The organism is Pseudomonas sp. URMO17WK12:I7, from assembly GCF_003269045.1.
In the GTDB taxonomy this organism is placed as follows: Bacteria; Pseudomonadota; Gammaproteobacteria; order Pseudomonadales; family Pseudomonadaceae; genus Aquipseudomonas; species Aquipseudomonas putida_J.
On the sequence record NZ_QLTL01000002.1, the window covers coordinates 259832 to 282550 of the forward strand.

At 63.2% G+C, this 22719-nt stretch carries 25 protein-coding genes; 17 read left to right on the forward strand and 8 right to left on the reverse strand.

Annotated elements, in window-relative coordinates:
• Positions 1-3: 3 nt before the first annotated feature.
• From H040_RS03375 to H040_RS03385, 3 genes are all read right to left on the reverse strand, one after another.
• Positions 4-1683 (reverse strand): ShlB/FhaC/HecB family hemolysin secretion/activation protein, encoded by a 1680-nt coding sequence (locus H040_RS03375; protein ID WP_027920118.1) that lies wholly within the window; start codon positions 1681-1683, stop codon positions 4-6.
• 161 nt (positions 1684-1844) lie between these two features.
• Positions 1845-2399: a L,D-transpeptidase family protein gene (locus H040_RS03380; RefSeq protein ID WP_027920117.1), complete on the reverse strand. Its 555-nt coding sequence runs from the start codon at positions 2397-2399 to the stop codon at positions 1845-1847.
• An 18-nt stretch (positions 2400-2417) separates the two neighbouring features.
• Positions 2418-2969 (reverse strand): NUDIX hydrolase, encoded by a 552-nt coding sequence (locus H040_RS03385; protein WP_027920116.1) that lies wholly within the window; start codon positions 2967-2969, stop codon positions 2418-2420.
• Between the two features lie 127 nt (positions 2970-3096).
• On the opposite strand from H040_RS03385, the gene H040_RS03390 reads away from it, so the two are divergent.
• The 5 genes from H040_RS03390 (at position 3097) to purT (ending at position 6233) form a co-directional block, all read left to right on the forward strand.
• Positions 3097-3696, forward strand: coding sequence for a CoA pyrophosphatase (locus H040_RS03390; RefSeq protein ID WP_027920115.1), 600 nt, complete (start codon positions 3097-3099; stop codon positions 3694-3696).
• A gap of 44 nt (positions 3697-3740) precedes the next feature.
• Positions 3741-4265, forward strand: coding sequence for a gamma carbonic anhydrase family protein (locus H040_RS03395; protein ID WP_027920114.1), 525 nt, complete (start codon positions 3741-3743; stop codon positions 4263-4265).
• The gene (locus tag H040_RS03400) at positions 4258-4461 is read left to right on the forward strand and encodes a DUF1289 domain-containing protein (RefSeq protein ID WP_027920113.1); all 204 of its coding nucleotides are present in this window, start codon (positions 4258-4260) and stop codon (positions 4459-4461) included. Before H040_RS03395 ends, H040_RS03400 begins: the two co-directional genes overlap by 8 nt.
• A 46-nt stretch (positions 4462-4507) precedes the next feature.
• On the forward strand, positions 4508-4975 hold the full coding sequence (locus tag H040_RS03405; RefSeq protein ID WP_027920112.1) for a VUT family protein: 468 nt from the start codon (positions 4508-4510) through the stop codon (positions 4973-4975).
• Between the two features lie 76 nt (positions 4976-5051).
• A complete protein-coding gene (purT, locus tag H040_RS03410; RefSeq protein WP_027920111.1) occupies positions 5052-6233 on the forward strand; it encodes a formate-dependent phosphoribosylglycinamide formyltransferase in 1182 nt (393 codons plus the stop codon).
• 123 nt (positions 6234-6356) lie between these two features.
• Here the strand turns inward: purT and H040_RS03415 are convergent, their stop codons facing one another.
• From H040_RS03415 to H040_RS03425, 3 genes are all read right to left on the reverse strand, one after another.
• Positions 6357-7655, reverse strand: coding sequence for an MFS transporter (locus H040_RS03415; protein ID WP_027920110.1), 1299 nt, complete (start codon positions 7653-7655; stop codon positions 6357-6359).
• A 274-nt stretch (positions 7656-7929) separates the two neighbouring features.
• Entirely contained in the window at positions 7930-9135 is a 1206-nt protein-coding gene (locus H040_RS03420) for a transporter associated domain-containing protein (protein WP_027920109.1), read from the reverse strand.
• A gap of 9 nt (positions 9136-9144) precedes the next feature.
• Positions 9145-9954: a cytochrome C assembly family protein gene (locus tag H040_RS03425; protein WP_027920108.1), complete on the reverse strand. Its 810-nt coding sequence runs from the start codon at positions 9952-9954 to the stop codon at positions 9145-9147.
• Between the two features lie 195 nt (positions 9955-10149).
• On the opposite strand from H040_RS03425, the gene ffh reads away from it, so the two are divergent.
• From ffh to H040_RS03455, 6 genes are all read left to right on the forward strand, one after another.
• On the forward strand, positions 10150-11526 hold the full coding sequence (gene ffh / locus H040_RS03430; protein WP_027920107.1) for a signal recognition particle protein: 1377 nt from the start codon (positions 10150-10152) through the stop codon (positions 11524-11526).
• Positions 11527-11761: 235 nt separating this feature from the next.
• Positions 11762-12013: a 30S ribosomal protein S16 gene (gene rpsP / locus H040_RS03435; protein WP_027920106.1), complete on the forward strand. Its 252-nt coding sequence runs from the start codon at positions 11762-11764 to the stop codon at positions 12011-12013.
• Positions 12014-12018: 5 nt separating this feature from the next.
• Complete coding sequence (rimM, locus tag H040_RS03440) at positions 12019-12555, forward strand: ribosome maturation factor RimM (RefSeq protein ID WP_027920105.1); 537 nt, start codon at positions 12019-12021, stop codon at positions 12553-12555.
• A gap of 3 nt (positions 12556-12558) precedes the next feature.
• Positions 12559-13311: a tRNA (guanosine(37)-N1)-methyltransferase TrmD gene (gene trmD, locus H040_RS03445; protein WP_027920104.1), complete on the forward strand. Its 753-nt coding sequence runs from the start codon at positions 12559-12561 to the stop codon at positions 13309-13311.
• Between the two features lie 42 nt (positions 13312-13353).
• Positions 13354-13704, forward strand: a complete 351-nt coding sequence (gene rplS / locus H040_RS03450) for a 50S ribosomal protein L19 (RefSeq protein ID WP_023629812.1) — start codon at positions 13354-13356, stop codon at positions 13702-13704.
• A 94-nt stretch (positions 13705-13798) separates the two neighbouring features.
• Entirely contained in the window at positions 13799-14206 is a 408-nt protein-coding gene (locus tag H040_RS03455; protein WP_027920103.1) for an acyl-CoA thioesterase, read from the forward strand.
• Positions 14207-14209: 3 nt separating this feature from the next.
• Here H040_RS03455 and H040_RS03460 read toward each other — a convergent pair whose 3' ends face one another.
• Complete coding sequence (locus H040_RS03460) at positions 14210-16012, reverse strand: cation:proton antiporter (RefSeq protein ID WP_027920102.1); 1803 nt, start codon at positions 16010-16012, stop codon at positions 14210-14212.
• A 68-nt stretch (positions 16013-16080) separates the two neighbouring features.
• On the opposite strand from H040_RS03460, the gene xerD reads away from it, so the two are divergent.
• From xerD to H040_RS03490, 6 genes are all read left to right on the forward strand, one after another.
• Complete coding sequence (xerD, locus tag H040_RS03465; protein ID WP_027920101.1) at positions 16081-16977, forward strand: site-specific tyrosine recombinase XerD; 897 nt, start codon at positions 16081-16083, stop codon at positions 16975-16977.
• Between the two features lie 154 nt (positions 16978-17131).
• Positions 17132-17890 carry a thioredoxin fold domain-containing protein gene (locus tag H040_RS03470; RefSeq protein ID WP_027920100.1) on the forward strand — a complete coding sequence of 253 codons (759 nt, stop codon included), beginning with the start codon at positions 17132-17134 and terminating at the stop codon, positions 17888-17890.
• Positions 17891-17972: 82 nt separating this feature from the next.
• A complete protein-coding gene (locus tag H040_RS03475) occupies positions 17973-19277 on the forward strand; it encodes a homoserine dehydrogenase (RefSeq protein WP_027920099.1) in 1305 nt (434 codons plus the stop codon).
• A 49-nt stretch (positions 19278-19326) separates the two neighbouring features.
• Positions 19327-20736 carry a threonine synthase gene (gene thrC, locus H040_RS03480; protein ID WP_027920098.1) on the forward strand — a complete coding sequence of 470 codons (1410 nt, stop codon included), beginning with the start codon at positions 19327-19329 and terminating at the stop codon, positions 20734-20736.
• A gap of 215 nt (positions 20737-20951) precedes the next feature.
• A complete protein-coding gene (locus H040_RS03485) occupies positions 20952-21341 on the forward strand; it encodes a hypothetical protein (RefSeq protein WP_027920097.1) in 390 nt (129 codons plus the stop codon).
• A 78-nt stretch (positions 21342-21419) separates the two neighbouring features.
• Positions 21420-21701, forward strand: a complete 282-nt coding sequence (locus H040_RS03490) for a DUF3509 domain-containing protein (RefSeq protein ID WP_027920096.1) — start codon at positions 21420-21422, stop codon at positions 21699-21701.
• A 152-nt stretch (positions 21702-21853) separates the two neighbouring features.
• Here H040_RS03490 and H040_RS03495 read toward each other — a convergent pair whose 3' ends face one another.
• Positions 21854-22711 (reverse strand): TIGR02285 family protein, encoded by an 858-nt coding sequence (locus H040_RS03495; RefSeq protein ID WP_033696482.1) that lies wholly within the window; start codon positions 22709-22711, stop codon positions 21854-21856.
• Positions 22712-22719: the final 8 nt, after the last annotated feature.

Below are 22719 nucleotides of genomic sequence, written 5' to 3' on the forward strand. Positions count from 1 at the left end.
GAATCAGAGGCTCAAGGTGCATTCCAGTACCCAGAAGCCAGGCTCCAGTCCGGAGCGAGGCAGGTCGCTGGTGTAGAGGGCGCGTTGGTAGTCGAGGCGCAGTCGAGTGTCGGGCAGGCTCAGCTCGATGCCGGCGGCTGCGCCTGCCAGGCGTTGCGAGGGCTTGCCAGCGGCTGGCCGGGCCCACCCCACATCCAGCCCGAAATAAGGGCGTATCTGCAGGGGCTGAGCCCACTTCGTTGGCAGGGGTTGGCTGAAGGTGTTGCGCCAGGCTGCACCGCTGGCAGCGGAGTAGGTGCGCAGGCGAAAGCCCCGTACGGTCGAATCGTCGCTGACCAGCAGTTGTTCGACGGCAGGCAGCGCGTCACTGCTGTACTGCAGGGCCAGTTCGCTTTGCCAGCGCCAAGGCGCGTTCGCCGGCCCGTGGCGCAGGTGCAGCAGGCTGGCGCGGTACTTGCGATAGTCTGGGCGCAGGCGCTCTACGCCCAGTGGCGACTCATCGGCACCGAACCAGTCCAGGCCTTGGGCAATGCCCACATACCCGTTCCAAAGTCCACCTTCGAGCCACAGCAGGTTGATGCCAGCCTCGAGGCTGGTGAGCGTCGGGCTTTGCTGGGTGACAACGGCGCCAGCGCTGCGGTTGATCAACTGCTTGCGGTCCAGCCTTGTGCTGGCGCTGAGCAGGCCTTGCTGGTTGCGCCACAGCACCCGCTCGACGCTCAGGCCTTGGTAGCTGCTGCTGCCTTCGCTGGTTTGCCGGCTGTGGGGCAGCGGGGCGTCGTAGGCCAGTTGGCTGGCGTTGAGGGCAAAGGTCCAGGGACCGTAAGGAACGCTGTAATACAGCGTGATGCCTTGGGTCTGGCCGGGGGCGCGGAAGACGTTGGACAGCAGTGAAACACGCAGGTCGTCATTCAGCCTCAGCGGGCTGTCCAGGCCAAGGCTCAGGTTCAGGCGGTGGCGGCCAGTGAGTTCACTGCCGCGGTTGTCCAGGCGGCTGTCCAGGTGCCATCGCGAGCCAGCCCTCTGCGGTTGCACCACCACCCGGGTGCCACCCTGCAGCTCGCCCGGCAGCAGGTCCATGCCCAGTTCATAGGCTCGCAGGCGGTTGAGTTGGTCGAGCCCTTGCTCCAGGTCGGGCAAGTACAGGGGGTGGCCCAGTACGCCGGGGAAGGCGCTGCTCAGTGACAGGGGTAACGCCGGGCCAGCGAGCTCGATGGACTCGACAAAGCCTTCGACGATCACGATATCCAGTGGTGCGTCATCCCGAGGCGGCTGGCGCAGGTAGGGTCGGCTGGTCGGAAAGCCCGCGCAGACATACAACTGGGTGATGCCCCTGAGCAGGCGATTGATGTCATCGATGCCCATGCAGGGCAGCACCCGCTCGCGCAGGGCGGGCTCAAGTGCCTGATCCGCAAGCTGACGATTGCCAATGATGCGCAGGCCGGATACGGCCCAGCACTGGCTGTTGGCCGTGAGGGTGGGGGCCTGCTCGCGGCTCTCGGGCGAGGTAGGTAGCTGCCAGCGCTTGAGCCGCTGTTGCTGTTCGAGTTGGCGCAGTGACTGCTGCTGGTCGCGCAGGTGCAGGCTGGCGGGGTCGTCAGCCAGGGCCGTACAGGTGACCAGCAGGCCAGAGAGGCACCGGGCAAGCAGCCTGCTGGCGATGTGGCGGAATCGGCATGGCATGGAACATCCCCGCAAGTGGTGTACGGATCACGTACTCGTTTGCGGGGATGCTAAGAATTGATGCCTTCGCTTGGATGCAGTCTCCGGCTTCAGCAGGGCGTAGGGCGGGTGTGCAATTGAAGTATGAAAGGTCCTACAAGCTCAATCTGAATGTAGGACTATCAGGGGCGAATCTCGATCAAGGTGCCATCACGTACCAGGTCCCACACTTCCTGCATGTCGCGGTTGCGCATGGCGATGCAGCCGTCGGTCCAGTCGAGGGTGTGGAAGTACCACTCGGGGTAGTCATCGTTGATCGGCGTGCCATGGATCATGATCATGCTGCCGGCACTCCAGCCTTCGCGGGTGGCGCGGGCGGCGTCGCTGATGTTCGGGTAGGTGATGTGCATGGCCAGGTTGAAGCGGTCGCTTTCCTTGCGCCAGTCCAGCCAGTAAAGGCCTTCTGGGGTTTTCTTGTCGCCTTCGCGTTCCTTCGGCCCCTTGGGCTGTTTGCCCAGGGAGATGCGGTAGGTCTTGAGCGGCTCGCCGCGGCTGATCAGCTGCAGGCGCCGCTCGGACTTGATCACCAGCACCTTGTCGATCAGCGGTTGCATGGCCGCCTGGGACTGCGACTGGGCCGGCACGGGCGGTTGCGGCTTGCGAATGATGACTTCGGTGAAGGCCGCCTGGGACACCGTGGTAACGCAAAGGCAGAATAGGGCGAACAACCAACGCATGAAGCAGTACCTGCGAGCTTAAGTGGTGGGCGAAACATTCATCGGCGGCAGGTATTCATGGCCAATCGGGTAGTGCTGCCTGATGCGGTCGCGATAATAGCATTCTAGTGTGCGAGTGACGGTGCGGAAAGCCAGCTCGCCCCACGGTATTTCGTGTTCCTCGAACAACCGTACTTCCAGGCTTTCGACCCCGACGGCGAAATCCAGGTCGGCCAGCTCGGCGCGGAAGAACACATGCACCTGGTTGATGTGCGGCAGGTCGAACAGTTGGTACAGGGCCATATCCCCGACCCGGGCACAGGCCTCTTCGACCGTTTCGCGACGGGCGGCCTGGTCGAGGGTCTCGCCGTTTTCCATGAAGCCGGCGGGTAGCGTCCAGAAGCCGCGGCGCGGTTCGATGGCGCGGCGGCACAGTAGCACCTGGCTACCCCAGCTGGGCAGCACCCCGGCGACGATGTTGGGGTTCTGGTAGTGGATGGTCTGGCAATGTTCGCAGACGAACCGAAGGCGGCTGTCGCCTTCGGGGATCCGCTGAATGACCGGCTGGCCGCACGCGCTGCAGAATTTCATGCTTTTCTTCCCTGTAGACCGGGTTATCTTGGCGCGTCAGGCCGGGCTGCCGCAAGCGTGTGGGGCTTGGGTGCTTCGCGGCTTTTGGTGCATCATGCACGGCAGGCTTTGGAAACGAGAGTGCACAATGCTGGACGAGCTACTTCGCCGAATGAGCAACCACCAACCGGCTTCACTGGAAACCGACCGACGGTTCCCCGAGGCGGCGGTACTTTTGCCCATTACCCGCAGCGAAGCACCCGAGCTTGTCTTGACCTTGCGTGCCAAGGGGTTGTCGACCCACGGCGGCGAAGTCGCCTTTCCCGGTGGCCGCCGCGACCCGGAAGACCCGGACCTGGTATTTACCGCATTGCGCGAGGCCGAAGAAGAAATCGGCCTGCCACCTGGCCTTGTGGAGGTAATCGGCCCGCTCAGCCCGCTGATTTCCCTGCACGGCCTGAAAGTGACCCCGTTCGTCGGCTTGATCCCGGATTTCGTCGAATACCGTGCCAACGATGCCGAAATCGCGGCAGTCTTCAGCGTGCCGCTGGAATTCTTTCGCCAGGACCCGCGTGACCACACCCACCGTATCGATTACCAGGGCCGTAGCTGGTACGTGCCCAGTTATCGCTATGGTGAGTACAAGATCTGGGGGCTGTCGGCAATCATGATCGTCGAGCTGGTCAACCTGCTGTATGACGCGGGAATCAGCCTGCATCAACCCCCCGAGCGCTACATCGAAATCTGAGCGGGGCACACCCCGCCATCTGCGTGAACCTCTGAGGAGCGAACATGAAATACCGCCTGGGCGACCATCGGGTCGAATGCCACGCCACAAGCTGGGCCGCACCCAACGCCACCCTGATTGGCAGGGTACGCCTGCAGGCCCGTGCCAGCGTGTGGTTCGGTGCGGTGCTGCGGGGTGACAACGAGCTGATCGACATCGGCGAGGACAGCAACGTCCAGGACGGTAGCGTGATGCACACCGACATGGGCTCGCCGCTGACCTTGGGCAAGGGCGTGACCGTTGGTCACAACGCCATGCTGCATGGCTGCACGGTCGGCGACTACAGCCTGGTTGGCATCAACGCGGTTATCCTCAACGGCGCGCGCATTGGCAAGCATTGCATCATCGGTGCCAACGCGCTGATCCCTGAAGGCAAGGAAATCCCCGATGGTTCGCTGGTAATGGGCTCGCCAGGCAAGGTGGTGCGCGAGCTGACCGAGCAGCAGATGCGCCTGCTCGAAGCCAGCGCCGCGCACTATGTGCACAATGCCGAGCGTTATGCGCGGGAGCTGGTGGCCGACGATGAGTGAAGTGGCAGCCGAGCGGCCAGTGGCTTCGCCGTGCGTGAGCATTTGCGCGCTGGACGAGCAGGATATCTGTACCGGCTGCCAGCGCACGGTGGCCGAGATCGGCCGCTGGGGGCGGATGGACAATACCGAGCGCCGGGCGGTGCTGAAGCTTTGCCATGAGCGGGCGCTGGCTGCCGGGCTGATTATTGGGCACTGACCGCAAAATCAAGTAATCTGTGCGGCTTGCCCACAGATCACTCGCCATGTTCTATCTCATTGCCTATATCAGTAGCGTAGTGCTGATCAACTACGCCTTCTCCAGCGCCCCGCACCTGGACATCATCTGGTCCTGCTGGGGCGGCCTGGTGTTCATCCTGCGCGACATGGTGCAGACCCGCTTCGGCCACGGCGCGCTGATTGCCATGCTGCTGGCCCTGGTGCTGTCGTATGCCACCTCGGAGCCAGCCATCGCCCTGGCCAGCGCCACTGCGTTCTTCGTCTCCGAACTGATCGACTGGCTGGTGTTCAGCATCACCCGCCGGCCGCTGCGTGACCGCCTGTGGCTGAGCTCGGCGCTGAGCATTCCGGTGGATACCTTCATCTTCTTCGGCATGATCGGCGCCCTGACGCCGGCTGTGATCGGCACCGCCATGGCTTCGAAATTCGCCGGTGTCACGGCCGTCTGGCTGGCCATGGCATTTCGTGCGCGGCGGGCCGCTGTGGCAGGTTGATGGTGTAGAATACCGGTCCTTTTTCAGCGGGCCGCGCCAAGCCTGGTGCGGCCCCGGACGCCTTCGAGGACCTGAAATGACCTGTATCGGAACCCCATTGTCGCCGACCGCGACCCGTGTACTGCTCTGCGGCTGTGGCGAGCTGGGCAAGGAAGTGGTGATCGAGCTGCAGCGCCTGGGCGTCGAGGTGATCGCCGTCGACCGCTACGCCAATGCCCCGGCAATGCAGGTGGCGCACCGCAGCCACGTGGTCAACATGCTCGATGGCGTTGCCCTGCGGGCGATCATCGAGGCGGAAAAACCGCACTACATCGTTCCGGAAATCGAAGCCATCGCCACCGCCACGCTGGTCGAGCTGGAGAACGAAGGCTTCACCGTGGTGCCGACCGCCCGCGCCACCCAGCTGACCATGAACCGTGAAGGCATCCGCCGCCTGGCCGCTGAAGAGCTGGACCTGCCGACCTCGCCGTACCACTTCGCCGACACTTACGAGGACTACGCCAAAGCCGTTGCCGACGTCGGTTACCCGTGCGTGGTCAAGCCGGTGATGAGCTCCTCGGGCAAGGGCCAGAGCCTGTTGCGCAGCGATGCCGACCTGCACAAGTCGTGGGAATACGCCCAGGAAGGCGGGCGCGCCGGCAAAGGCCGGGTGATCATCGAGGGCTTCATCGATTTCGAATACGAAATCACCTTGCTGACTGTGCGCCATGTGGGGGGCACCACCTTCCTCGAGCCGGTCGGCCACCGTCAGGAGAAGGGCGATTACCAGGAGTCCTGGCAGCCACAGGCCATGAGCGCGAAAGCCTTGGCCGAGTCGCAGCGCGTGGCCAAGGCGGTCACCGATGCACTGGGTGGTCGTGGTCTGTTTGGTGTGGAGCTGTTCGTCAAAGGCGACCAGGTGTGGTTCAGCGAAGTCTCGCCGCGCCCGCATGACACCGGCCTGGTGACCCTGATTTCTCAGGACCTGTCGCAGTTCGCCCTGCATGCTCGCGCCATTCTTGGCCTGCCGATTCCGGTGGTGCGCCAGTTCGGGCCGTCGGCTTCGGCGGTGATCCTGCCGGAAGGCCAGTCGCAGCAGACCCGCTTTGCCAACCTGGGGGCAGCCCTGAGCGAGCCGGATACGGCCATACGCCTGTTCGGCAAGCCGGAAATCAACGGCACCCGTCGCATGGGCGTGTGCCTGGCGCGTGATGAGTCGGTCGAAGCGGCGCGGGCCAAGGCGACCCGTGCTTCGCAGGCGGTCAAGGTCGAGTTCTGATCCGAGACCGCACGGGGCCGCGTTGCGGCCCTTTCGCGACACAAGGCCGCTCCTACAGGTGATCGCAATTCCTTGTAGGAGCGGCCTTGTGTCGCGAAAGGGCTGCACAGCAGCCCCAATGGCTCACAGCTCGGTATTGCGGGTTTCTTTAAGGCACAGCACGGCAATCAGGCTGATCACCGCCGCCGCCGACACATAGCCCCCCACCCAGCTCAGCCCACCCATGCTCACCAGCTTCTGGGCAAAGAACGGTGCCGCCGAGGCCCCGACAATGCCGCCCAGGTTATACGCCGCCGAAGCGCCGGTATAACGCACGTGGGTCGGGAACAGCTCAGGCAGCAGCGCCCCCATCGGCGCGAAGGTCACGCCCATCAGGAATAGCTCGATGGCCAGGAACAGCGCCACGCCGGTGGTCGACCCCGAGGTCAGCAGCGGCTCCATGGTAAAGCCCGAAGCCACCGCCAGCAGGCCACCAACGATCAGTACCGGCTTGCGCCCGTAACGGTCGCTGAGCCAGGCTGACAGCGGAGTGGCCAGGGCCATGAACACCACGGCGAAGCACAGCAGGCCAAGGAATGTCTCGCGGGTGTAGCCCAGGGTGGTCACGCCATAGCTCAGCGAGAACACGGTCGAGATGTAGAACAACGCATAGCACACCACCATCGCCGCTGCGCCCAGCAGGGTCGGCAGCCAGTATTTGGCGAACAGGTCGACCACCGGCAGCTTCACCCGCTCGTGGCGAGCCACTGCCTTGGCGAACACCGGGCTTTCTTCCAGCTTCAGGCGTACATACAGCCCCACCAGCACCAGCGCGGCGCTGAGCAGGAATGGAATGCGCCAGCCCCAATCGCGGAACTGTTCGTCACTGAGCAGCATGGCCAGGGTCAGGAACAGGCCATTGGCAGCGAGGAAGCCGATCGAAGGGCCAAGTTGCGGGAACATGCCGAACCAGGCGCGTTTTCCCTCTGGTGCATTCTCGGTGGCCAGCAGCGCTGCGCCGCCCCATTCACCACCCAGGCCCAGGCCTTGGCCGAAGCGCAGCAGGCAGAGCAGGATCGGTGCCCACACGCCGATGCTGTCATAGCCCGGCAGCACGCCGATCAGCGTGGTCGACAAACCCATCAGCAGCAGCGAGGCGACCAGTGTCGACTTGCGCCCGATGCGGTCACCGAAATGGCCGAACAGTGCCGAGCCCAGCGGGCGGGCGAGGAAGGCGATGCCGAAGGTGATGAACGCCGCGAGCATCTGCGCGGTGCCTGACCCGGATGGGAAGAACACTGGGCCGATCACCAGCGCGGCAGCGGTGGCATAGACGTAGAAATCGTAGAACTCGATGGCGGTGCCGATGAAGCTGGCGGTGGCAACCCGCGCGGGCGAGTTGACCGGCGCGGCAGGCGCTTGGGCATAGGTGCTGGTGGTCATTAAGTAGGTCCCTAACAGTCTGGTCCGCTCCATGGGCGTTGTCTGCGTGGTGTGCATGGTTCGAAGGCAGGCACAGCGTCACGGACGCCGGAGCGTATTTGTTGTTGTGTTCGCGCGACTGACGCCAGCCCAAGGGGGGTAGGGGCGGGAGCGGGCACTGTTCGGGGTGTTGAAGCAGGACCGCAGAGGTGTCAGTGGAGCGGACTGGCCGTGTGGCGCCGGGTGCGGGTAGCAGGCGGGACGGCGGGGCTGGGTAAGCGTGACCCGAGTATAGCTATCGGGTCACGGTCCACACCAGTACCTTGCTGGCGCAATTGTCCTCTGTTTCGAGGATTTCCAGGCGATAGCGGCCGATCTTCAGGCAAACGGCGCTTTCCGGAATGCTCTCGAGGGCTTCGGTGACCAGCCCGTTGAGGGTTTTCGGGCCGCCGTCGCAGGGCAGGTGCCAGCCCAGGGAACGGTTGATTTCGCGCAGCGAGGCGGCGCCTTCGATGACGAAGGTGCCATCGGGCTGCGGATGCACGTGCGGGTTGTCGAGGCTCTGTTCGTCCTCGAACTCGCCGACGATCTCCTCGAGAATGTCCTCCAGGGTGACGATGCCCAGCACCTCGCCATACTCGTCCACCACCACGCCCAGGCGTCGCTGTTGCTTGTGGAAGTTCAGCAGCTGCATCTGCAGGGGCGTGCTTTCCGGCACGAAGTAGGGTTCGTAGCAGGCGCCGAGCAGTTGCTCCAGGCTCAGCTCGGCCTTTGGCAGCAGGTGGCTGATGAGCTTGGTGTTGAGGATTGCTTCGACCTGGTTGATGTCGCTGTGGTACACCGGCAGGCGCGTGTGCCGGCTGACGATCAGCTGCTCGATGATCTGCTCGATGGGGTCGTCAAGGTTGATGCCATCGACTTCGTTACGTGGCACCAGAATGTCATTGACGGTGATCTTGTCCAGCGATTGCAGGCCGTCCAAAAGGCCGTGGCGCGGCGTTTCGTGCTCGTCGTCTTCGTCGAAATCGTCGTTCTCCTGCGGGTGCAGGGCCACAGCCGCAGGCTGTACGCGGAACGGCCGCAGCATCAGCTTGGCGATACCGTCGAACAGGCAGGCCAGGGGCTGCAGCAGGGCCAGAGGAAATGGCCGCAGGCTCAGGCCAAGGCTGATGAAGGCCTGCGGGTTACGCCGGGCCAGGCGCCGCGGCAGAAACTCGGCGAACACCGACAGGGCTGCCACGGCGGCCAGGCCAGCCAGCCAGAAGCCGTGTTCGCCGTTCTGGCGTTGGCCGATCAGGCAAGCCAGGCCCAGCACCAGCAGCTTGCCCAGGCTGGCACACAACACCAGGGCCTGGGCCGGCAACAGCGGCTGGCCGTCATCGCCATTGCGCAGTGAGCCATTGAGTTGCAGGCGGGCGGCGTCCACGGCGGTGAACAACGCCGACCACAGTAGCGCCAGTGCCAGAATGCCGAGAAGCGGTGCGTACGGCAGGGTGTCCATGGGCGGCCGTCAGATATGCAGGATGAATTCGCGAACCAGCTTGCTGCCGAAGTAGGCCAGCATCAGCAGGCAGAAACCCGCCAGGGTCCAGCGGATTGCCTTGTGTCCGCGCCAGCCCAGGCGGGTGCGGCCCCACAGCAGCACGCTGAACACGATCCAGGCGATGCAGGCCAGCAAGGTCTTGTGCACCAGGTGCTGGGCGAACAGGTTCTCAAAGAACAGCCAGCCGGAAATCAGTGACAGCGAGAGCAGGCACCAGCCCGCCCAGAGGAAGCCGAACAGCAGGCTTTCCATGGTCTGCAGCGGCGGGAAGTTGCGGATCAGCCCGGACGGGTGCTTGTTCTTCAACTGGTGGTCCTGCAGCAGCAACAGCAGCGACTGGAACACCGCGATGGTGAACAGGCCATAGGCCAGGATCGACAGCAGAATGTGCGCGAGGATGCCCGGTTCTTCGTCGATCAGCGGCACCGTGCCGGGCGGGGCGAACTGCGCCAGCAGGGCAGTGATGGCGCCGAGCGGGAACAGCAGTACCAGCAGGTTTTCCACCGGGATGCGCAGGCAGGCCACCAGCGTCAGGGCGATGACCGCCACGGCGATCAGGCTGGCGGCGCTGAAGAAGTCCAGGCTCAGCCCCAGTGGGGTGATCAGCTGGAAGAACAGCGCGCCACCCTGGGCGACCACGGCGAGGGTGCCGAGCAGGCCGAGCAGGCGTTTGTCGGCCTTGCGGCCCTGGGCCAGGTAGGAGCCCTGGTAGATGGCCGCAGCTATATATAAGCCGGCGGCGATCAGGTTGGGGATGAGGCTGGGTGAGGAGACCATAAGTCCTGGTTGCAGAGCCCTGAAAGAGACGGAGTTTGGCATAGATCGACACCGGCCATCCAGACCGATCGGCTGCAAGGTGTGCGCCGCCGCCGCACTTCGTTATAATCGCCGCCTTGCTGTGCCTGGCGGGTGTGCATTTCCCCCTCGGGCGCCTGACAAACCTCGGCTTTTACTGGGCCTGTAAGGATCACCATGTTCGAAAACCTGACCGACCGCCTGTCACAGACGCTGCGCCATGTCACCGGCAAGGCCAAGCTGACTGAAGACAACATCAAGGACACGTTGCGCGAAGTGCGCATGGCCCTGCTCGAGGCCGACGTTGCCCTGCCGGTGGTCAAGGATTTCGTCAACAGCGTCAAGGAGCGTGCGGTCGGCACTGAGGTGTCGCGCAGCCTGACCCCGGGCCAGGCGTTCGTGAAGATCGTCCAGGCCGAGCTGGAAAGCCTGATGGGCGCGGCCAACGAAGACCTCGCGCTGAATGCCGCGCCGCCGGCCGTGGTCCTGATGGCCGGCCTGCAAGGTGCGGGCAAGACCACCACCGCCGGCAAGCTGGCGCGCTTCCTCAAGGAGCGCAAGAAGAAGAGCGTGATGGTGGTTTCCGCCGACGTCTACCGCCCGGCGGCGATCAAGCAGCTGGAAACCCTGGCCCACGACATCGGCGTGACCTTCTTCCCGTCCGACATCAGCCAGAAGCCGGTGGCCATCGCCGAAGCGGCGATCCGTGAAGCCAAGCTCAAGTTCATCGACGTGGTCATCGTCGACACCGCCGGCCGCCTGCACATCGACGCCGACATGATGGCCGAGATCAAGGCGCTGCACGCCGCGGTCAAGCCGATCGAGACCCTGTTCGTGGTCGACGCCATGACCGGCCAGGACGCCGCCAACACCGCCAAGGCGTTTGGTGAAGCCCTGCCGCTGACCGGTGTGGTGCTGACCAAGGTCGACGGTGACGCCCGTGGCGGTGCTGCGCTGTCGGTGCGCGCCATTACCGGCAAGCCGATCAAGTTCATCGGTATGGGCGAGAAAACCGAAGCCCTCGAACCCTTCCACCCGGACCGTGTCGCCTCGCGCATCCTTGGCATGGGTGACGTGCTCAGTCTGATCGAACAGGCCGAGCAGACCATCGACAAGGCCAAGGCCGACAAGCTGGCCAAGAAGCTGAAGAAGGGCAAGGGCTTCGACCTCGAAGACTTCCGCGACCAGCTGCAACAGATGAAGAACATGGGCGGGCTCGGCGGCCTGATGGACAAGCTGCCGAGCATCGGCGGGGTCAACCTGTCGCAGATGGGCAACGCCCAGGGTGCAGCCGAGAAGCAGTTCAAGCAGATGGAAGCGATCATCAACTCGATGACCCCTGCAGAGCGTCGCGACCCCGACCTGATCAGCGGTTCGCGCAAGCGCCGTATCGCCCTCGGTTCCGGTACCCAGGTGCAGGACATCGGCCGGCTGATCAAGCAACACAAGCAGATGCAGAAAATGATGAAGAAATTCTCCGCCAAGGGCGGCATGGCCAAGATGATGCGTGGCCTGGGCGGGATGCTGCCAGGCGGCGGCATGCCGAAGCTGTAACCCCTATTTTGGGCGCCTGCTTTCAGATGAGTGGGCGCCCGGAACCCCCGCTCCGGCGGGGTAACGGCCGCGAATTGCGTGGCTTAACCGGCAAATCTGGACGGCAGGGCGGGGCTCTGTCGAAAAAGGCATTTGCAAATGTCCGTGTATTCCCCGAGAATATGCGGCCTTTTGGGCACCCGTGTGCCTATTTGGCATTCAGATTTGCAGCACCGACTATAGGAACAATGTTCACATGGTAACCATTCGTCTTGCCCGTGGCGGCTCGAAAAAGCGCCCATTCTACCACCTGACCGTGACCAACTCGCGTAACGCCCGTGACGGCCGTTTCGTTGAGCGCGTAGGCTTCTTCAACCCGATCGCATCGGGCGCCGAAGTCAAGCTGTCGGTTAACCAAGAGCGCGTTTCCTACTGGCTGAGCCAGGGCGCACAGCCGTCTGAGCGCGTTGCTCAGCTGCTGAAGGACGCTGCCAAGGCTGCCGCCTAAACAGTATGAACGCGACGCCAGAAAAGGCTGACGACCTCATCGTCGTTGGCAAGATTTTTTCGGTTCACGGCGTTCGCGGCGAGGTGAAGGTGTATTCCTTTACCGATCCGATTGAAAACCTGTTGGATTATCCGCGCTGGACGCTTCGGCACGAAGGCAAGGTAAAGCAGGTCGAGCTGGTCAGCGGTCGTGGCTCCCAAAAGGGCCTGGTCGTGAAACTGAAAGGCCTTGATGATCGCGATGAAGCCCGTCTTCTGAGTGGTCATGAAATCTGCATTGCGCGGAGCCTTTTGCCCAACCTGGCCGCAGACGAGTACTACTGGTACCAGCTGCAGGGCCTGAAGGTCATCAACCAGGACGAACAGCTGTTCGGCAAGGTCGATCACCTGTTGGAGACCGGTGCGAACGATGTAATGGTGGTCAAGCCCTGCGCAGGCAGCCTGGATGATCGCGAGCGTCTGTTGCCCTATACGGCGCAATGCGTGCTCAACGTCGACCTGGAAGCAGGCGTGATGCGGGTTGAATGGGACGCGGACTTCTAAACGATGGGTAACCTTCGCGTAGACGTCATCACGCTGTTCCCCGAGATGTTCTCGGCCATCACAGAGTACGGCATTACCAGCCGTGCGGTGAAACAGGGGTTGCTTCAGGTGACTTGCTGGAACCCGCGGGACTACACCACAGATCGCCACCACACCGTGGATGATCGGCCGTTTGGCGGTGGTCCGGGCATGGTGATGAAAATCAAGCCTCTGGAAGACGCCCTGGTTAGCGCCAGGCAAGCGACCGGAGCATCGGCAAAGGTGATCTACCTTTCGCCGCAAGGCCGCAAGCTGACTCAGCAGGCGGTCAAAGGCTTGGCCGAACAGGAATCGTTGATCCTGATCGCCGGCCGTTATGAAGGCATCGACGAGCGTTTTATCGAGGCTCATGTCGATGAGGAGTGGTCGATTGGCGACTATGTGCTTTCCGGTGGCGAGCTGCCGGCCATGGTACTGATCGATGCGGTTACACGGCTGCTGCCCGGAGCTTTAGGGCATGTGGACTCGGCGGAGGAAGATTCCTTCACTGACGGTCTGCTGGATTGCCCGCACTACACCCGGCCTGAGGTGTATGCGGATCAGCGTGTTCCCGACGTGTTGCTAAGTGGCAACCATGCACATATCCGGCGTTGGAGGATGAAGCAGTCCCTTGGTAGGACCTTCGAACGACGCGCCGATCTTCTGGAAAGTCGCTCGCTTTCTGGAGAAGAGAAGAAGCTGCTCGAGGAATATCTCCACGAGCGGGACGATAGTTAAACGTATCGATGGTGGATCAAGTATCCATCTTAGGAGCACAGCATGACCAACAAGATCATCCAGCAGCTCGAAGCCGAGCAGATGAGCAAGGAAATCCCAACCTTCGCACCAGGCGACACCATCGTCGTTCAGGTTAAAGTGAAGGAAGGTGATCGTTCCCGTCTGCAGGCTTTCGAAGGCGTTGTCATCGCCAAGCGTAACCGCGGTCTGAACAGCGCCTTCACCGTGCGCAAGATCTCCAGCGGCGTAGGCGTTGAGCGTACCTTCCAGACCTACAGCCCGCAGATCGACAGCCTGGCCGTGAAACGTCGTGGTGACGTGCGTAAAGCCAAGCTGTACTACCTGCGCGACCTGTCCGGCAAAGCCGCTCGCATCAAGGAAAAACTGTCCTGAGTACAGTTTGCCCGGTGGCCTAAGGCCCCTTGCGAGAAAAAAGCAGCCTTCGGGCTGCTTTTTTGCTTTCTGAAACCCGTGAAAAGTGACGGATATGACCAGCCGAGACCAGGAAATCCAGCGCCGCACCGAGCTGTCGGTGACCCGTGTGACCAAAGCGGTGTTCCCCAACACCACCAACCACCACAACACCCTGTTCGGCGGCACCGCGCTGGCGTGGATGGACGAAGTGTCGTTCATTGCGGCCACGCGCTTCTGCCGGCTGCCATTGGTGACCGTGTCAACCGACCGCATCGACTTCAAGCACCCGATCCCGGCGGGCTCGATCGTTGAACTGGTAGGCACGGTGGTCAAGGTGGGCAATACCAGTTTGCAGGTGCAAGTGGATGTGTTCGTCGAGAACATGTACCTGGACGGGCGCGAGCGGGCGATCCATGGCGTGTTCAGCTTTGTCGCCATCGACGAGGACAAGCGCCCGGTGCCGGTACTGCCCGGTAGCTGACCCTCACGCGTCGGCCGGCTCCGGGTCGATCAGTGATACCAGCGTCCAGCCTGCCTGAGGGGCGAGCGGGGCGTCCGGGCATGCGACATGCACCCAGCCGTGGGCATCGCGGGCGAACAGCAAGGTTGCGCGTTCGCCATGCAAGGCCTGGTACTGCTGCCAGCCGAAGGCTTCAGTGAGCGTGGTGCTGAACAATTCGCTCCCTTCAAGCAGGCGGTTGGCCAGTTGCAGGTAGGTCATGGGGCTGGAACCCAACAACTGGCCGCGGTGTTCTTCGCTGGCGCGATGCTTGTCACTGCGCCGGTTTTCCAGCCCGCTGGCCAGTACGAACAACCGCTTGTGGCCAAAATCATGGCGAAACCGTGCGCACGCCAGGGCATTGAGTTCGCCGGCAGGCGATAGCCCCAGCAGATGGCCGAGGCCGACCAGGTCCAGATGCGCGTCGGCGTGCTGCGAGGCCGGGTTGCCAAAGTAGGTCGGCAAGCCATCCATGCGTGCAGCCCGGATGTTTTCCCAGCTCGAATCGGTCAGCAGGACGCGGCAACCGAGCTGTTGCAATGCTTTGGCCAGCGTGCGCGCAGGCGGGTTGGCGCCTACCAGCAGAAAGCCGCTGGGGGCAGGCTCTGCAACCTTGAGCAGCCGCGCCAGCGGGCGGGCAGTAGCGCTTTGCAGTACGACCGTACCGATGATCACCGCGAATGTCAGCGGCACCAGCAGCAAGGCCGAGGGGTGGCCAGCCTGGTCCAGGCGAATGGCAAATACCGCCGAAACCGCAGCAGCCACGATGCCGCGCGGCGCTATCCAGGCCAGCAGGGCGCGTTCGCGCCAGTTCAGTGAGGATCCGGCAGTGGAAACCAGCACATTCAGCGGCCTGGCCAGCAACTGAATGACCAACAGCAAGGCGAGCACCGCCGGGCCCAGGGAGAACAGGGCATGCAGGTCGAGGCGGGCGGCCAGCAGGATGAACAGCCCGGAAATCAGCAGGACGCTCAGGTTTTCCTTGAAGTGCAGGATTTGCCGTACATCGACCCCGCGCATGTTGGCCAACCACATGCCCATCACCGTCACCGCCAGCAGGCCGGACTCGTGGACGATCTGGTTGGCAGCAATGAAGATGCCCAGCACGGCAGCCAGGGAGGCCAGGTTGTGCAGGTACTCCGGCAGCCACTGCTCACGCATCACCTGGCCCAGCAGCCAGCCACCGGCTGCACCCAGTGCGCAGCCGCACAGAATCACCCCGGCGAAGGTGATCAGGCTTTGGCTCAGGCCGTCACCGCTGGCGATGATGAAGCTGTAGACCACCACGGCCAGCAAGGCGCCGATCGGGTCGATGACAATGCCTTCCCAGCGCAGGATGTTGGCGATCGTCGCATTTGGACGTACCACGCGCAGCATGGGCACGATCACCGTAGGCCCGGTCACCAGGGTCAGCGCGCCGAACAGGATCGCCAAGGGCCATTCGAATGCCAGCAGCCAGTGGGTGGCCAGGGCGATTACCAGCCAGGTGGTCAGCGCCCCGAGCGTGACCAGGCGATGCACCACGCTGCCGATCTCCCGCCACTGCGAGAGGTGCAGGGTCAGGCTGCCTTCGAACAGGATCAGTGCTACAGCCAGCGACACCAGGGGCATCAGCAGTGGGCCGAACAGGGCCTCAGGTGACAGCCAGCCCAGCACCGGGCCGGCGACGATTCCGCACAGCAGCAAGAACAGGATGGCGGGCAGTTTCAGGCGCCAGGCCAGCCATTGGCAGGCAAGCGCAGCCGCGCCAATGCCACCCACACTCAGAAGGATTAGCTGTTCGCTCATGCGGGCTCCCTATGCCGGCGTAGTTATGAAAGACTAAGCGTCATTTCGTCGTTTGCCATCGAGATTTCATGCCTGCCCTCGACCACCCCTTGATCGACCAGTTCCTCGACGCCCTGTGGCTTGAAAAAGGCCTGTCCGACAACACTCGAGTCTCCTATCGCAGCGACCTGGCCCTGTTCAACGGCTGGCTTCAGGAACATTCGGTAACCCTTCCCGATGCCGGCCGCGAGCTGATCCTCGACCACTTGGCCTGGCGCCTCGACCAAGGCTACAAACCTCGCTCCACGGCGCGCTTTCTCTCAGGCCTGCGCGGCTTCTTTCGCTATCTGCTGCGGGAAAAACTGATTGCCGTCGACCCCACCCTGCAGGTCGACATGCCGCAACTCGGCCGGCCCTTGCCCAAATCCCTGTCGGAAGCCGACGTTGAGGCGTTGCTGCAGGCGCCGGACCTGGCCGAAGCCATTGGCCAGCGCGACCGTGCCATGCTCGAAGTGCTTTACGCCTGCGGCCTGCGCGTGACCGAACTGGTCAGCCTGACCCTCGACCAGGTCAACCTGCGTCAGGGCGTGCTACGGGTGATGGGCAAGGGCAGCAAGGAGCGCCTGGTGCCGATGGGCGAGGAGGCGGTGGTATGGCTGGAGCGTTACCTGCGTGACGGCCGTGCCGACCTGCTCAACGGCCGCCCCAGCGACGTGCTGTTCCCCAGCCAGCGCGGTGAGCAGATGACCCGCCAGACCTTCTGGCACCGCATCAAGCACCAGGCGCGGGTGGCCGGTATCGACAAGTCGCTGTCGCCGCATACCCTGCGTCATGCCTTCGCCACGCACCTGCTCAACCACGGCGCCGACCTGCGCGTGGTGCAGATGCTGCTGGGCCACAGCGACCTGTCGACCACCCAGATCTACACCCACGTGGCCAAGGCGCGGCTGCAGCAACTGCACGCCCAGCATCATCCACGTGGATGAATGTTTTTCATGTTCCGCTGACCGGTCCTTGCAGGCCCCTTCATTTGCACCTTGATGTGGTAGGCTTGGGCGGTTTGCATCAAGGGCCGCACGGTTGCCGCGTTTTTTCCGCAGGTGACGCCCGCCGGCCCCTGTCCGCCTCCAGGAGTTCCCCATGCGCGTGACCCAGATTTTCGCCGCCGCCGTGATGGCGCTGGCCAGTACCTTTGCCGTTGCCGCGGCCGACAGCAATGCCAGCGCCGAGCAGGCCATCCGCAAGTCGTTGCAGAACCTCGAACTCGAAGTGCCGGTTGAAAGCGTCGGCAGCAGCCCGCTCAATGGCCTCTATGAAGTCAAGTTGCAGGGCGGCCGTGTGCTGTATGCCAGCGCTGACGGCCAGTACGTCATGCAGGGCTACCTGTACCAGCTGCAGGACGGCAAGCCGGTCAACCTGACAGAAAAAACCGAGCGTCAAGGCGTCGCCAAGCTCATCAACGGTATTCCAGCCGCCGAGACCGTGGTTTACCCTGCCAAGGGCGAGACCAAGTCGCACATCACCGTATTCACCGACACTACCTGCCCGTACTGCCACAAGCTGCACGCCGAAGTGCCCGAGCTCAACCGCCGCGGTATCGAAGTGCGCTATGTCGCCTTCCCGCGCCAGGGCCTCGGTTCGCCGGGCGATGAGCAACTGCAAGCAGTCTGGTGCTCCAGCGATCGCCGGGCGGCGATGGACAAGATGGTCGAAGGCAAGGAAATCAAGGCAGCCAAGTGCGCCAACCCGGTCAGCAAGCAGTTCCAGCTGGGCCAGCAGATCGGCGTCAACGGCACGCCGGCCATCGTGCTCGAGAACGGCCATGTGATTCCGGGCTACCAGCCCGCACCGCAAGTGGCCAAACTGGCCCTGGCTGGCGAGCAGCAGGCTGCCAAGTAATTCATTCAATACGCCGTCGTCATGGGGTGACGGCATGTTTCACGGTCGGTGAAGGCGCCGGCCGTTCAATGGGGAGTTCACAGTGAAACCGGTCAAAGTAGGCATCTGTGGGTTGGGGACCGTCGGTGGCGGAACCTTCAATGTACTTCAGCGCAACGCCGAGGAGATTGCCCGCCGTGCCGGGCGCGGTATTGAAGTGGCACAGATTGCCATGCGCTCGCAGAACCCGAACTGCCAGATTGCCGGTACCCCCATTACCGCTGACGTGTTCGAAGTTGCGAGCAACCCGGAAATCGACATTGTCATCGAGCTGATCGGTGGCTACACCATCGCCCGCGACCTGGTGCTCAAGGCGATCGAGAACGGCAAGCACGTGGTTACCGCCAACAAGGCGCTGATCGCCGTGCACGGTAACGAGATCTTTGCCAAGGCCCGGGAGAAGGGCGTCATCGTCGCCTTCGAAGCGGCAGTGGCCGGTGGCATCCCGGTGATCAAGGCGATCCGCGAAGGCCTGTCGGCCAACCGCATCAACTGGTTGGCCGGCATCATCAACGGCACCGGCAACTTCATCCTCACCGAAATGCGTGAGAAGGGCCGCGCCTTCCCCGACGTGCTGGCCGAAGCCCAGGCACTGGGCTATGCCGAAGCCGACCCGACCTTCGACGTCGAAGGCATCGATGCCGCGCACAAGCTGACCATCCTGGCGTCCATCGCCTTTGGTATCCCGCTGCAGTTCGACAAGGCCTACACCGAGGGCATCACCCAGCTGACCACCGCTGACGTGAACTACGCCGAAGCGCTGGGCTATCGCATCAAGCACCTGGGCGTGGCCCGCCGCACCGCCGAAGGCATCGAGCTGCGCGTGCACCCGACGCTGATCCCGGCCGACCGCCTGATCGCCAACGTCAACGGCGTGATGAACGCGGTCATGGTCAACGGCGACGCCGCTGGTTCCACCCTGTACTACGGTGCTGGCGCCGGCATGGAGCCGACTGCTTCGTCGGTGGTCGGTGACCTGGTCGACGTGGTCCGTGCCATGACCTCCGACCCGGAAAACCGCGTGCCGCACCTGGCCTTCCAGCCAGATTCGCTGTCGGCCCACCCGATCCTGCCGATCGAGGCCTGCGAAAGTGCTTACTACCTGCGTATCCAGGCCAAGGACCACCCCGGCGTGCTGGCCCAGGTGGCAAGCATCCTGTCGGAGCGCGGCATCAACATCGAATCGATCATGCAGAAGGAAGCCGAGGAACAGGACGGCCTGGTGCCGATGATCCTGCTGACCCACGGTGTGGTCGAGCAGCGCATCAACGACGCCATTGTCGCCCTGGAAGCCCTGCAGGACGTGGTCGGCAAGGTCGTGCGCATCCGCGTCGAACAGCTGAATTAATTTGCCAATCGGGCCGCTTGCGCGGCCCTAGCATCGAAGGTTTGCACCCATGCGCTATATCAGTACCCGCGGCCAGGCTCCGGCCCTGAATTTCGAAGACGTGCTGCTGGCTGGCCTGGCCAGCGACGGCGGCCTGTACGTCCCTGAGAACCTGCCACGCTTCACCCAGGAAGAAATCGCCTCCTGGGCGGGCCTGCCGTACCACGAGCTGGCCTTCCGGGTGATGCGCCCGTTCGTCGAAGGCAGCATCGCCGATGCCGACTTCAAGAAGATCCTCGAAGAAACCTACGGCGAGTTCGCCCATGCTGCGGTCGCCCCGCTGCGCCAGCTGAACAGCAACGAGTGGGTGCTCGAGCTGTTCCACGGCCCGACCCTGGCGTTCAAGGATTTTGCCCTGCAACTGCTCGGTCGCCTGCTCGACCACGTGCTGGCCAAGCGCAACGAGCGTGTGGTGATCATCGGTGCCACCAGCGGTGACACCGGCTCCGCTGCTATCGAAGGCTGCCGCAGCTGCGAAAACGTCGATATCTTCATCCTGCACCCGCACCAGCGTGTGTCGGAAGTGCAGCGCCGCCAGATGACCACCCTGTTTGGCGACAACGTCCACAACATCGCCATCGAAGGCAACTTCGACGACTGCCAGGAGATGGTCAAGGCCAGCTTTGCCGACCAGTCGTTCCTCAAGGGCACTCGCCTGGTTGCGGTCAACTCGATCAACTGGGCGCGGATCATGGCCCAGATCGTCTACTACTTCCACGCGGCGCTGCAGCTGGGCGGCCCGGCCCGTTCGGTGGCGTTCTCGGTACCGACCGGCAACTTCGGCGACATTTTCGCCGGTTACCTGGCCCGCAACATGGGCCTGCCGGTGAGCCAACTGATCGTTGCCACCAACCGCAACGACATCCTGCACCGCTTCATGAGCGGCAATCAGTACGTCAAGGAAACCCTGCACGCGACCCTGTCGCCGTCGATGGACATCATGGTGTCGTCCAACTTCGAGCGCCTGCTGTTCGACCTGCACGGCCGTAACGGCGCAGCGCTGGCCGAGCTGATGGCGACCTTCAAGCAGGGCGGTGGCTTCAGCGTCGAGCAGGACCGCTGGACCGAAGCGCGCAAGCTGTTCGATTCGCTGGCCGTCAGCGACGAGCAGACCTGTGAGACCATCGCCGAGGTGTTCGCCGCCACTGGCGAAGTGCTCGACCCGCACACCGCGATTGGCGTCAAGGCCGCCCGCGAGTGCCGCCGCAGCCTGGACACGCCGATGGTGGTGCTGGGCACCGCGCACCCGGTCAAGTTCCCGGAAGCGGTAGAGAAGGCCGGTGTCGGCAAGGCACTGGAGCTGCCGGCGCACCTGAGCGATCTGTTCAGCCGTGAAGAGCGTTGCACCGTGTTGGCCAATGACCTGAAGGCTGTTCAGGCATTCGTTAGCCAGCATGGCAACCGCGGGAAGCCTTTGTAAGATAACTGGCATCTTGGGCCGCTTTGCGGCCCTTTCGCGACGCAAGGCCGCTCCTACAGGGAACACGACCCCTTGTAGGAGCGGCCTTGCGTCGCGAAAGGGCTGCAAAGCGGCCCAAGATTGCAGCGTTTTCCTCAACCATTTGCAGAATTGTCCTATGTAAGGCGCCACAAGCCTTGCCTAGAGTGACCGGTCCTTTCCCCAAGGAGCGGCACATGCGCCAGCCCTACGTGCTGATTCACCCGGCACGCCCATCCCACCAGATCCTGCTCCACCAGGCCTGCAATGCCCAAGGCCTGTTCAATGTGCGCATCACCCACGACCTGGCCGACCTCGACACCTGTCTGGCCCGCACGCCGCGCGCCGATCTGCTGATCCTCGAACACGCCGTGAACGATGGCCTGGCCCTGCTCGAACGGGCTCGCTCCATCCGTGGCGTACTGTTCGTCGGCCACCACAACCCAGGCAGCCTGAACCTCGCCAAAGAAGCCCGGCGCCAAGGCTTGTGGGTCGTTGCCGATCTCCCCTGGCCCTTGCCAGTCGGGCGTTGGCAGCAAGCGCTGCAGCGTATTCAAACTGTCATGTCAGCCACGCATGCTCACTAGCACAGCGGTGGCGCAGCGAACTTTCCGCTGCGCTTGCTGGTCAGTTCCTTCATGTCCCATTACAAGCGAGTGATCCGGATGGAAAGAATCTGCAGACTGCTCAACGACGCCCTTGCCCCTTACCAGGCCAAACTGGGTGTGACGGATGCCAGTGGCAATCGCCAATTGACCGTGTACGACAGCCTCGGCGGCACGGCCTTGCGACGTACGGTCAGCCTGCGTCAGTTGCAGGAACAGAGCCTGCTGATCGATCTGGTAGACGGCTTGCACCGTGACCTGCAGATTGTCGAAGGGCGCTTGCAGCCCTGTGTGATCGCGGCATTGCAACAGCGTCAGCAGCCACAGGGAACCTTTGCCTGAATGGCCAATCAGAAACAGTAAGGGCAGCCGGCCAGTGCACAGCTCCGGTACTGGCAGGTTGTCGCGGGAAGTCCATGAGGACTTTCAATTGGCCCCGGGCGTCTTCCCCAGCGTTCGGGGTTTCTTTTTGCCCGGCTTACACAGACTGCAGCTCAGCGGTTTTCGAAGAAGTGCTTGCTCTCTTCCAGGTAGGTTTCGCGCAGCTCGGGGTCAAGCCAGCGAGCATACAGCGCGGGCAGGGTATTCAGGCGCAGGGCCGGTAGCAGTTGGTCGATGTGGCTGACGGCTGCACGCCCCAGGGGTGTGTCCGAGCAGCCCACGTGCAGGAACTGGTAGCGGTTGACGCCCTGGATGGGGTGAAACTGATAGTCCGCCGGCGAACCACCCTGTTGCTGAATCAGGTAGCGTACTTCCGGCCAGTAGCCCAGCACCAGTTGCAGGCGCCCGAGCTGTTGCATCTGTAGCAGGTTGGCGGTGGCATCGTTGCCATAGTGGCGGCTGAGCGCCGAGTCGGGCAGTTGGCGAAGGATCTCGTCAACCTCGCTGCTGTAGCTGCGCTCGGCGACGATGCCCAGCTTCAGTCGGGTGTTGGCGAGCAAGCCTTTGAGGTCGACTTGCTGGTCGTCGAGAAACGCTGCCAGTAACGCATGGCCGGTGTTGCGCACCACCACGCCGCTGCTCAGCACGCCGAGCGTAGGTTGCGAGAAGTACACGAACTTCGCACGCTCTGCGGTCCACAGCAGTGTCGGGTCGCAGGTGAAACTGGTCGGATCCTGAAGCATCTGGATACCGCGTGCACGGTTGACCCGGATGATGCTGTGGTCGTACTCGGGCATTTGCTCGATCAGCAGCGGCAGCATCTGGTCGATAACCCCCTGGCCCTTTTCCGTGCCCTCGAACACGGTGAAGGGCGGCAGGTCGCGCACCAGCCACAGCAGGCGTTCCTTGGCCTGCGCCGGTGCCGTCAGCAGCGCGAGCAGCAGCGCGCAGCACAGGGCCCGCGAGCGCATCTGAAGCA

Bases quoted from the DNA above. Each gene is read 5' to 3' on its own strand.
- H040_RS03375 (WP_027920118.1), bottom strand. From the start codon at position 1,683: ATGCCATGCCGATTCCGCCACATCGCCAGCAGGCTGCTTGCCCGGTGC.
- H040_RS03380 (WP_027920117.1), bottom strand. From the start codon at position 2,399: ATGCGTTGGTTGTTCGCCCTATTCTGCCTTTGCGTTACCACGGTGTCC.
- H040_RS03385 (WP_027920116.1), bottom strand. From the start codon at position 2,969: ATGAAATTCTGCAGCGCGTGCGGCCAGCCGGTCATTCAGCGGATCCCC.
- H040_RS03390 (WP_027920115.1), top strand. From the start codon at position 3,097: ATGCTGGACGAGCTACTTCGCCGAATGAGCAACCACCAACCGGCTTCA.
- H040_RS03395 (WP_027920114.1), top strand. From the start codon at position 3,741: ATGAAATACCGCCTGGGCGACCATCGGGTCGAATGCCACGCCACAAGC.
- H040_RS03400 (WP_027920113.1), top strand. From the start codon at position 4,258: ATGAGTGAAGTGGCAGCCGAGCGGCCAGTGGCTTCGCCGTGCGTGAGC.
- H040_RS03405 (WP_027920112.1), top strand. From the start codon at position 4,508: ATGTTCTATCTCATTGCCTATATCAGTAGCGTAGTGCTGATCAACTAC.
- purT (WP_027920111.1), top strand. From the start codon at position 5,052: ATGACCTGTATCGGAACCCCATTGTCGCCGACCGCGACCCGTGTACTG.
- H040_RS03415 (WP_027920110.1), bottom strand. From the start codon at position 7,655: ATGACCACCAGCACCTATGCCCAAGCGCCTGCCGCGCCGGTCAACTCG.
- H040_RS03420 (WP_027920109.1), bottom strand. From the start codon at position 9,135: ATGGACACCCTGCCGTACGCACCGCTTCTCGGCATTCTGGCACTGGCG.
- H040_RS03425 (WP_027920108.1), bottom strand. From the start codon at position 9,954: ATGGTCTCCTCACCCAGCCTCATCCCCAACCTGATCGCCGCCGGCTTA.
- ffh (WP_027920107.1), top strand. From the start codon at position 10,150: ATGTTCGAAAACCTGACCGACCGCCTGTCACAGACGCTGCGCCATGTC.
- rpsP (WP_027920106.1), top strand. From the start codon at position 11,762: ATGGTAACCATTCGTCTTGCCCGTGGCGGCTCGAAAAAGCGCCCATTC.
- rimM (WP_027920105.1), top strand. From the start codon at position 12,019: ATGAACGCGACGCCAGAAAAGGCTGACGACCTCATCGTCGTTGGCAAG.
- trmD (WP_027920104.1), top strand. From the start codon at position 12,559: ATGGGTAACCTTCGCGTAGACGTCATCACGCTGTTCCCCGAGATGTTC.
- rplS (WP_023629812.1), top strand. From the start codon at position 13,354: ATGACCAACAAGATCATCCAGCAGCTCGAAGCCGAGCAGATGAGCAAG.
- H040_RS03455 (WP_027920103.1), top strand. From the start codon at position 13,799: ATGACCAGCCGAGACCAGGAAATCCAGCGCCGCACCGAGCTGTCGGTG.
- H040_RS03460 (WP_027920102.1), bottom strand. From the start codon at position 16,012: ATGAGCGAACAGCTAATCCTTCTGAGTGTGGGTGGCATTGGCGCGGCT.
- xerD (WP_027920101.1), top strand. From the start codon at position 16,081: ATGCCTGCCCTCGACCACCCCTTGATCGACCAGTTCCTCGACGCCCTG.
- H040_RS03470 (WP_027920100.1), top strand. From the start codon at position 17,132: ATGCGCGTGACCCAGATTTTCGCCGCCGCCGTGATGGCGCTGGCCAGT.
- thrC (WP_027920098.1), top strand. From the start codon at position 19,327: ATGCGCTATATCAGTACCCGCGGCCAGGCTCCGGCCCTGAATTTCGAA.
- H040_RS03485 (WP_027920097.1), top strand. From the start codon at position 20,952: ATGCGCCAGCCCTACGTGCTGATTCACCCGGCACGCCCATCCCACCAG.
- H040_RS03490 (WP_027920096.1), top strand. From the start codon at position 21,420: ATGGAAAGAATCTGCAGACTGCTCAACGACGCCCTTGCCCCTTACCAG.
- H040_RS03495 (WP_033696482.1), bottom strand. From the start codon at position 22,711: ATGCGCTCGCGGGCCCTGTGCTGCGCGCTGCTGCTCGCGCTGCTGACG.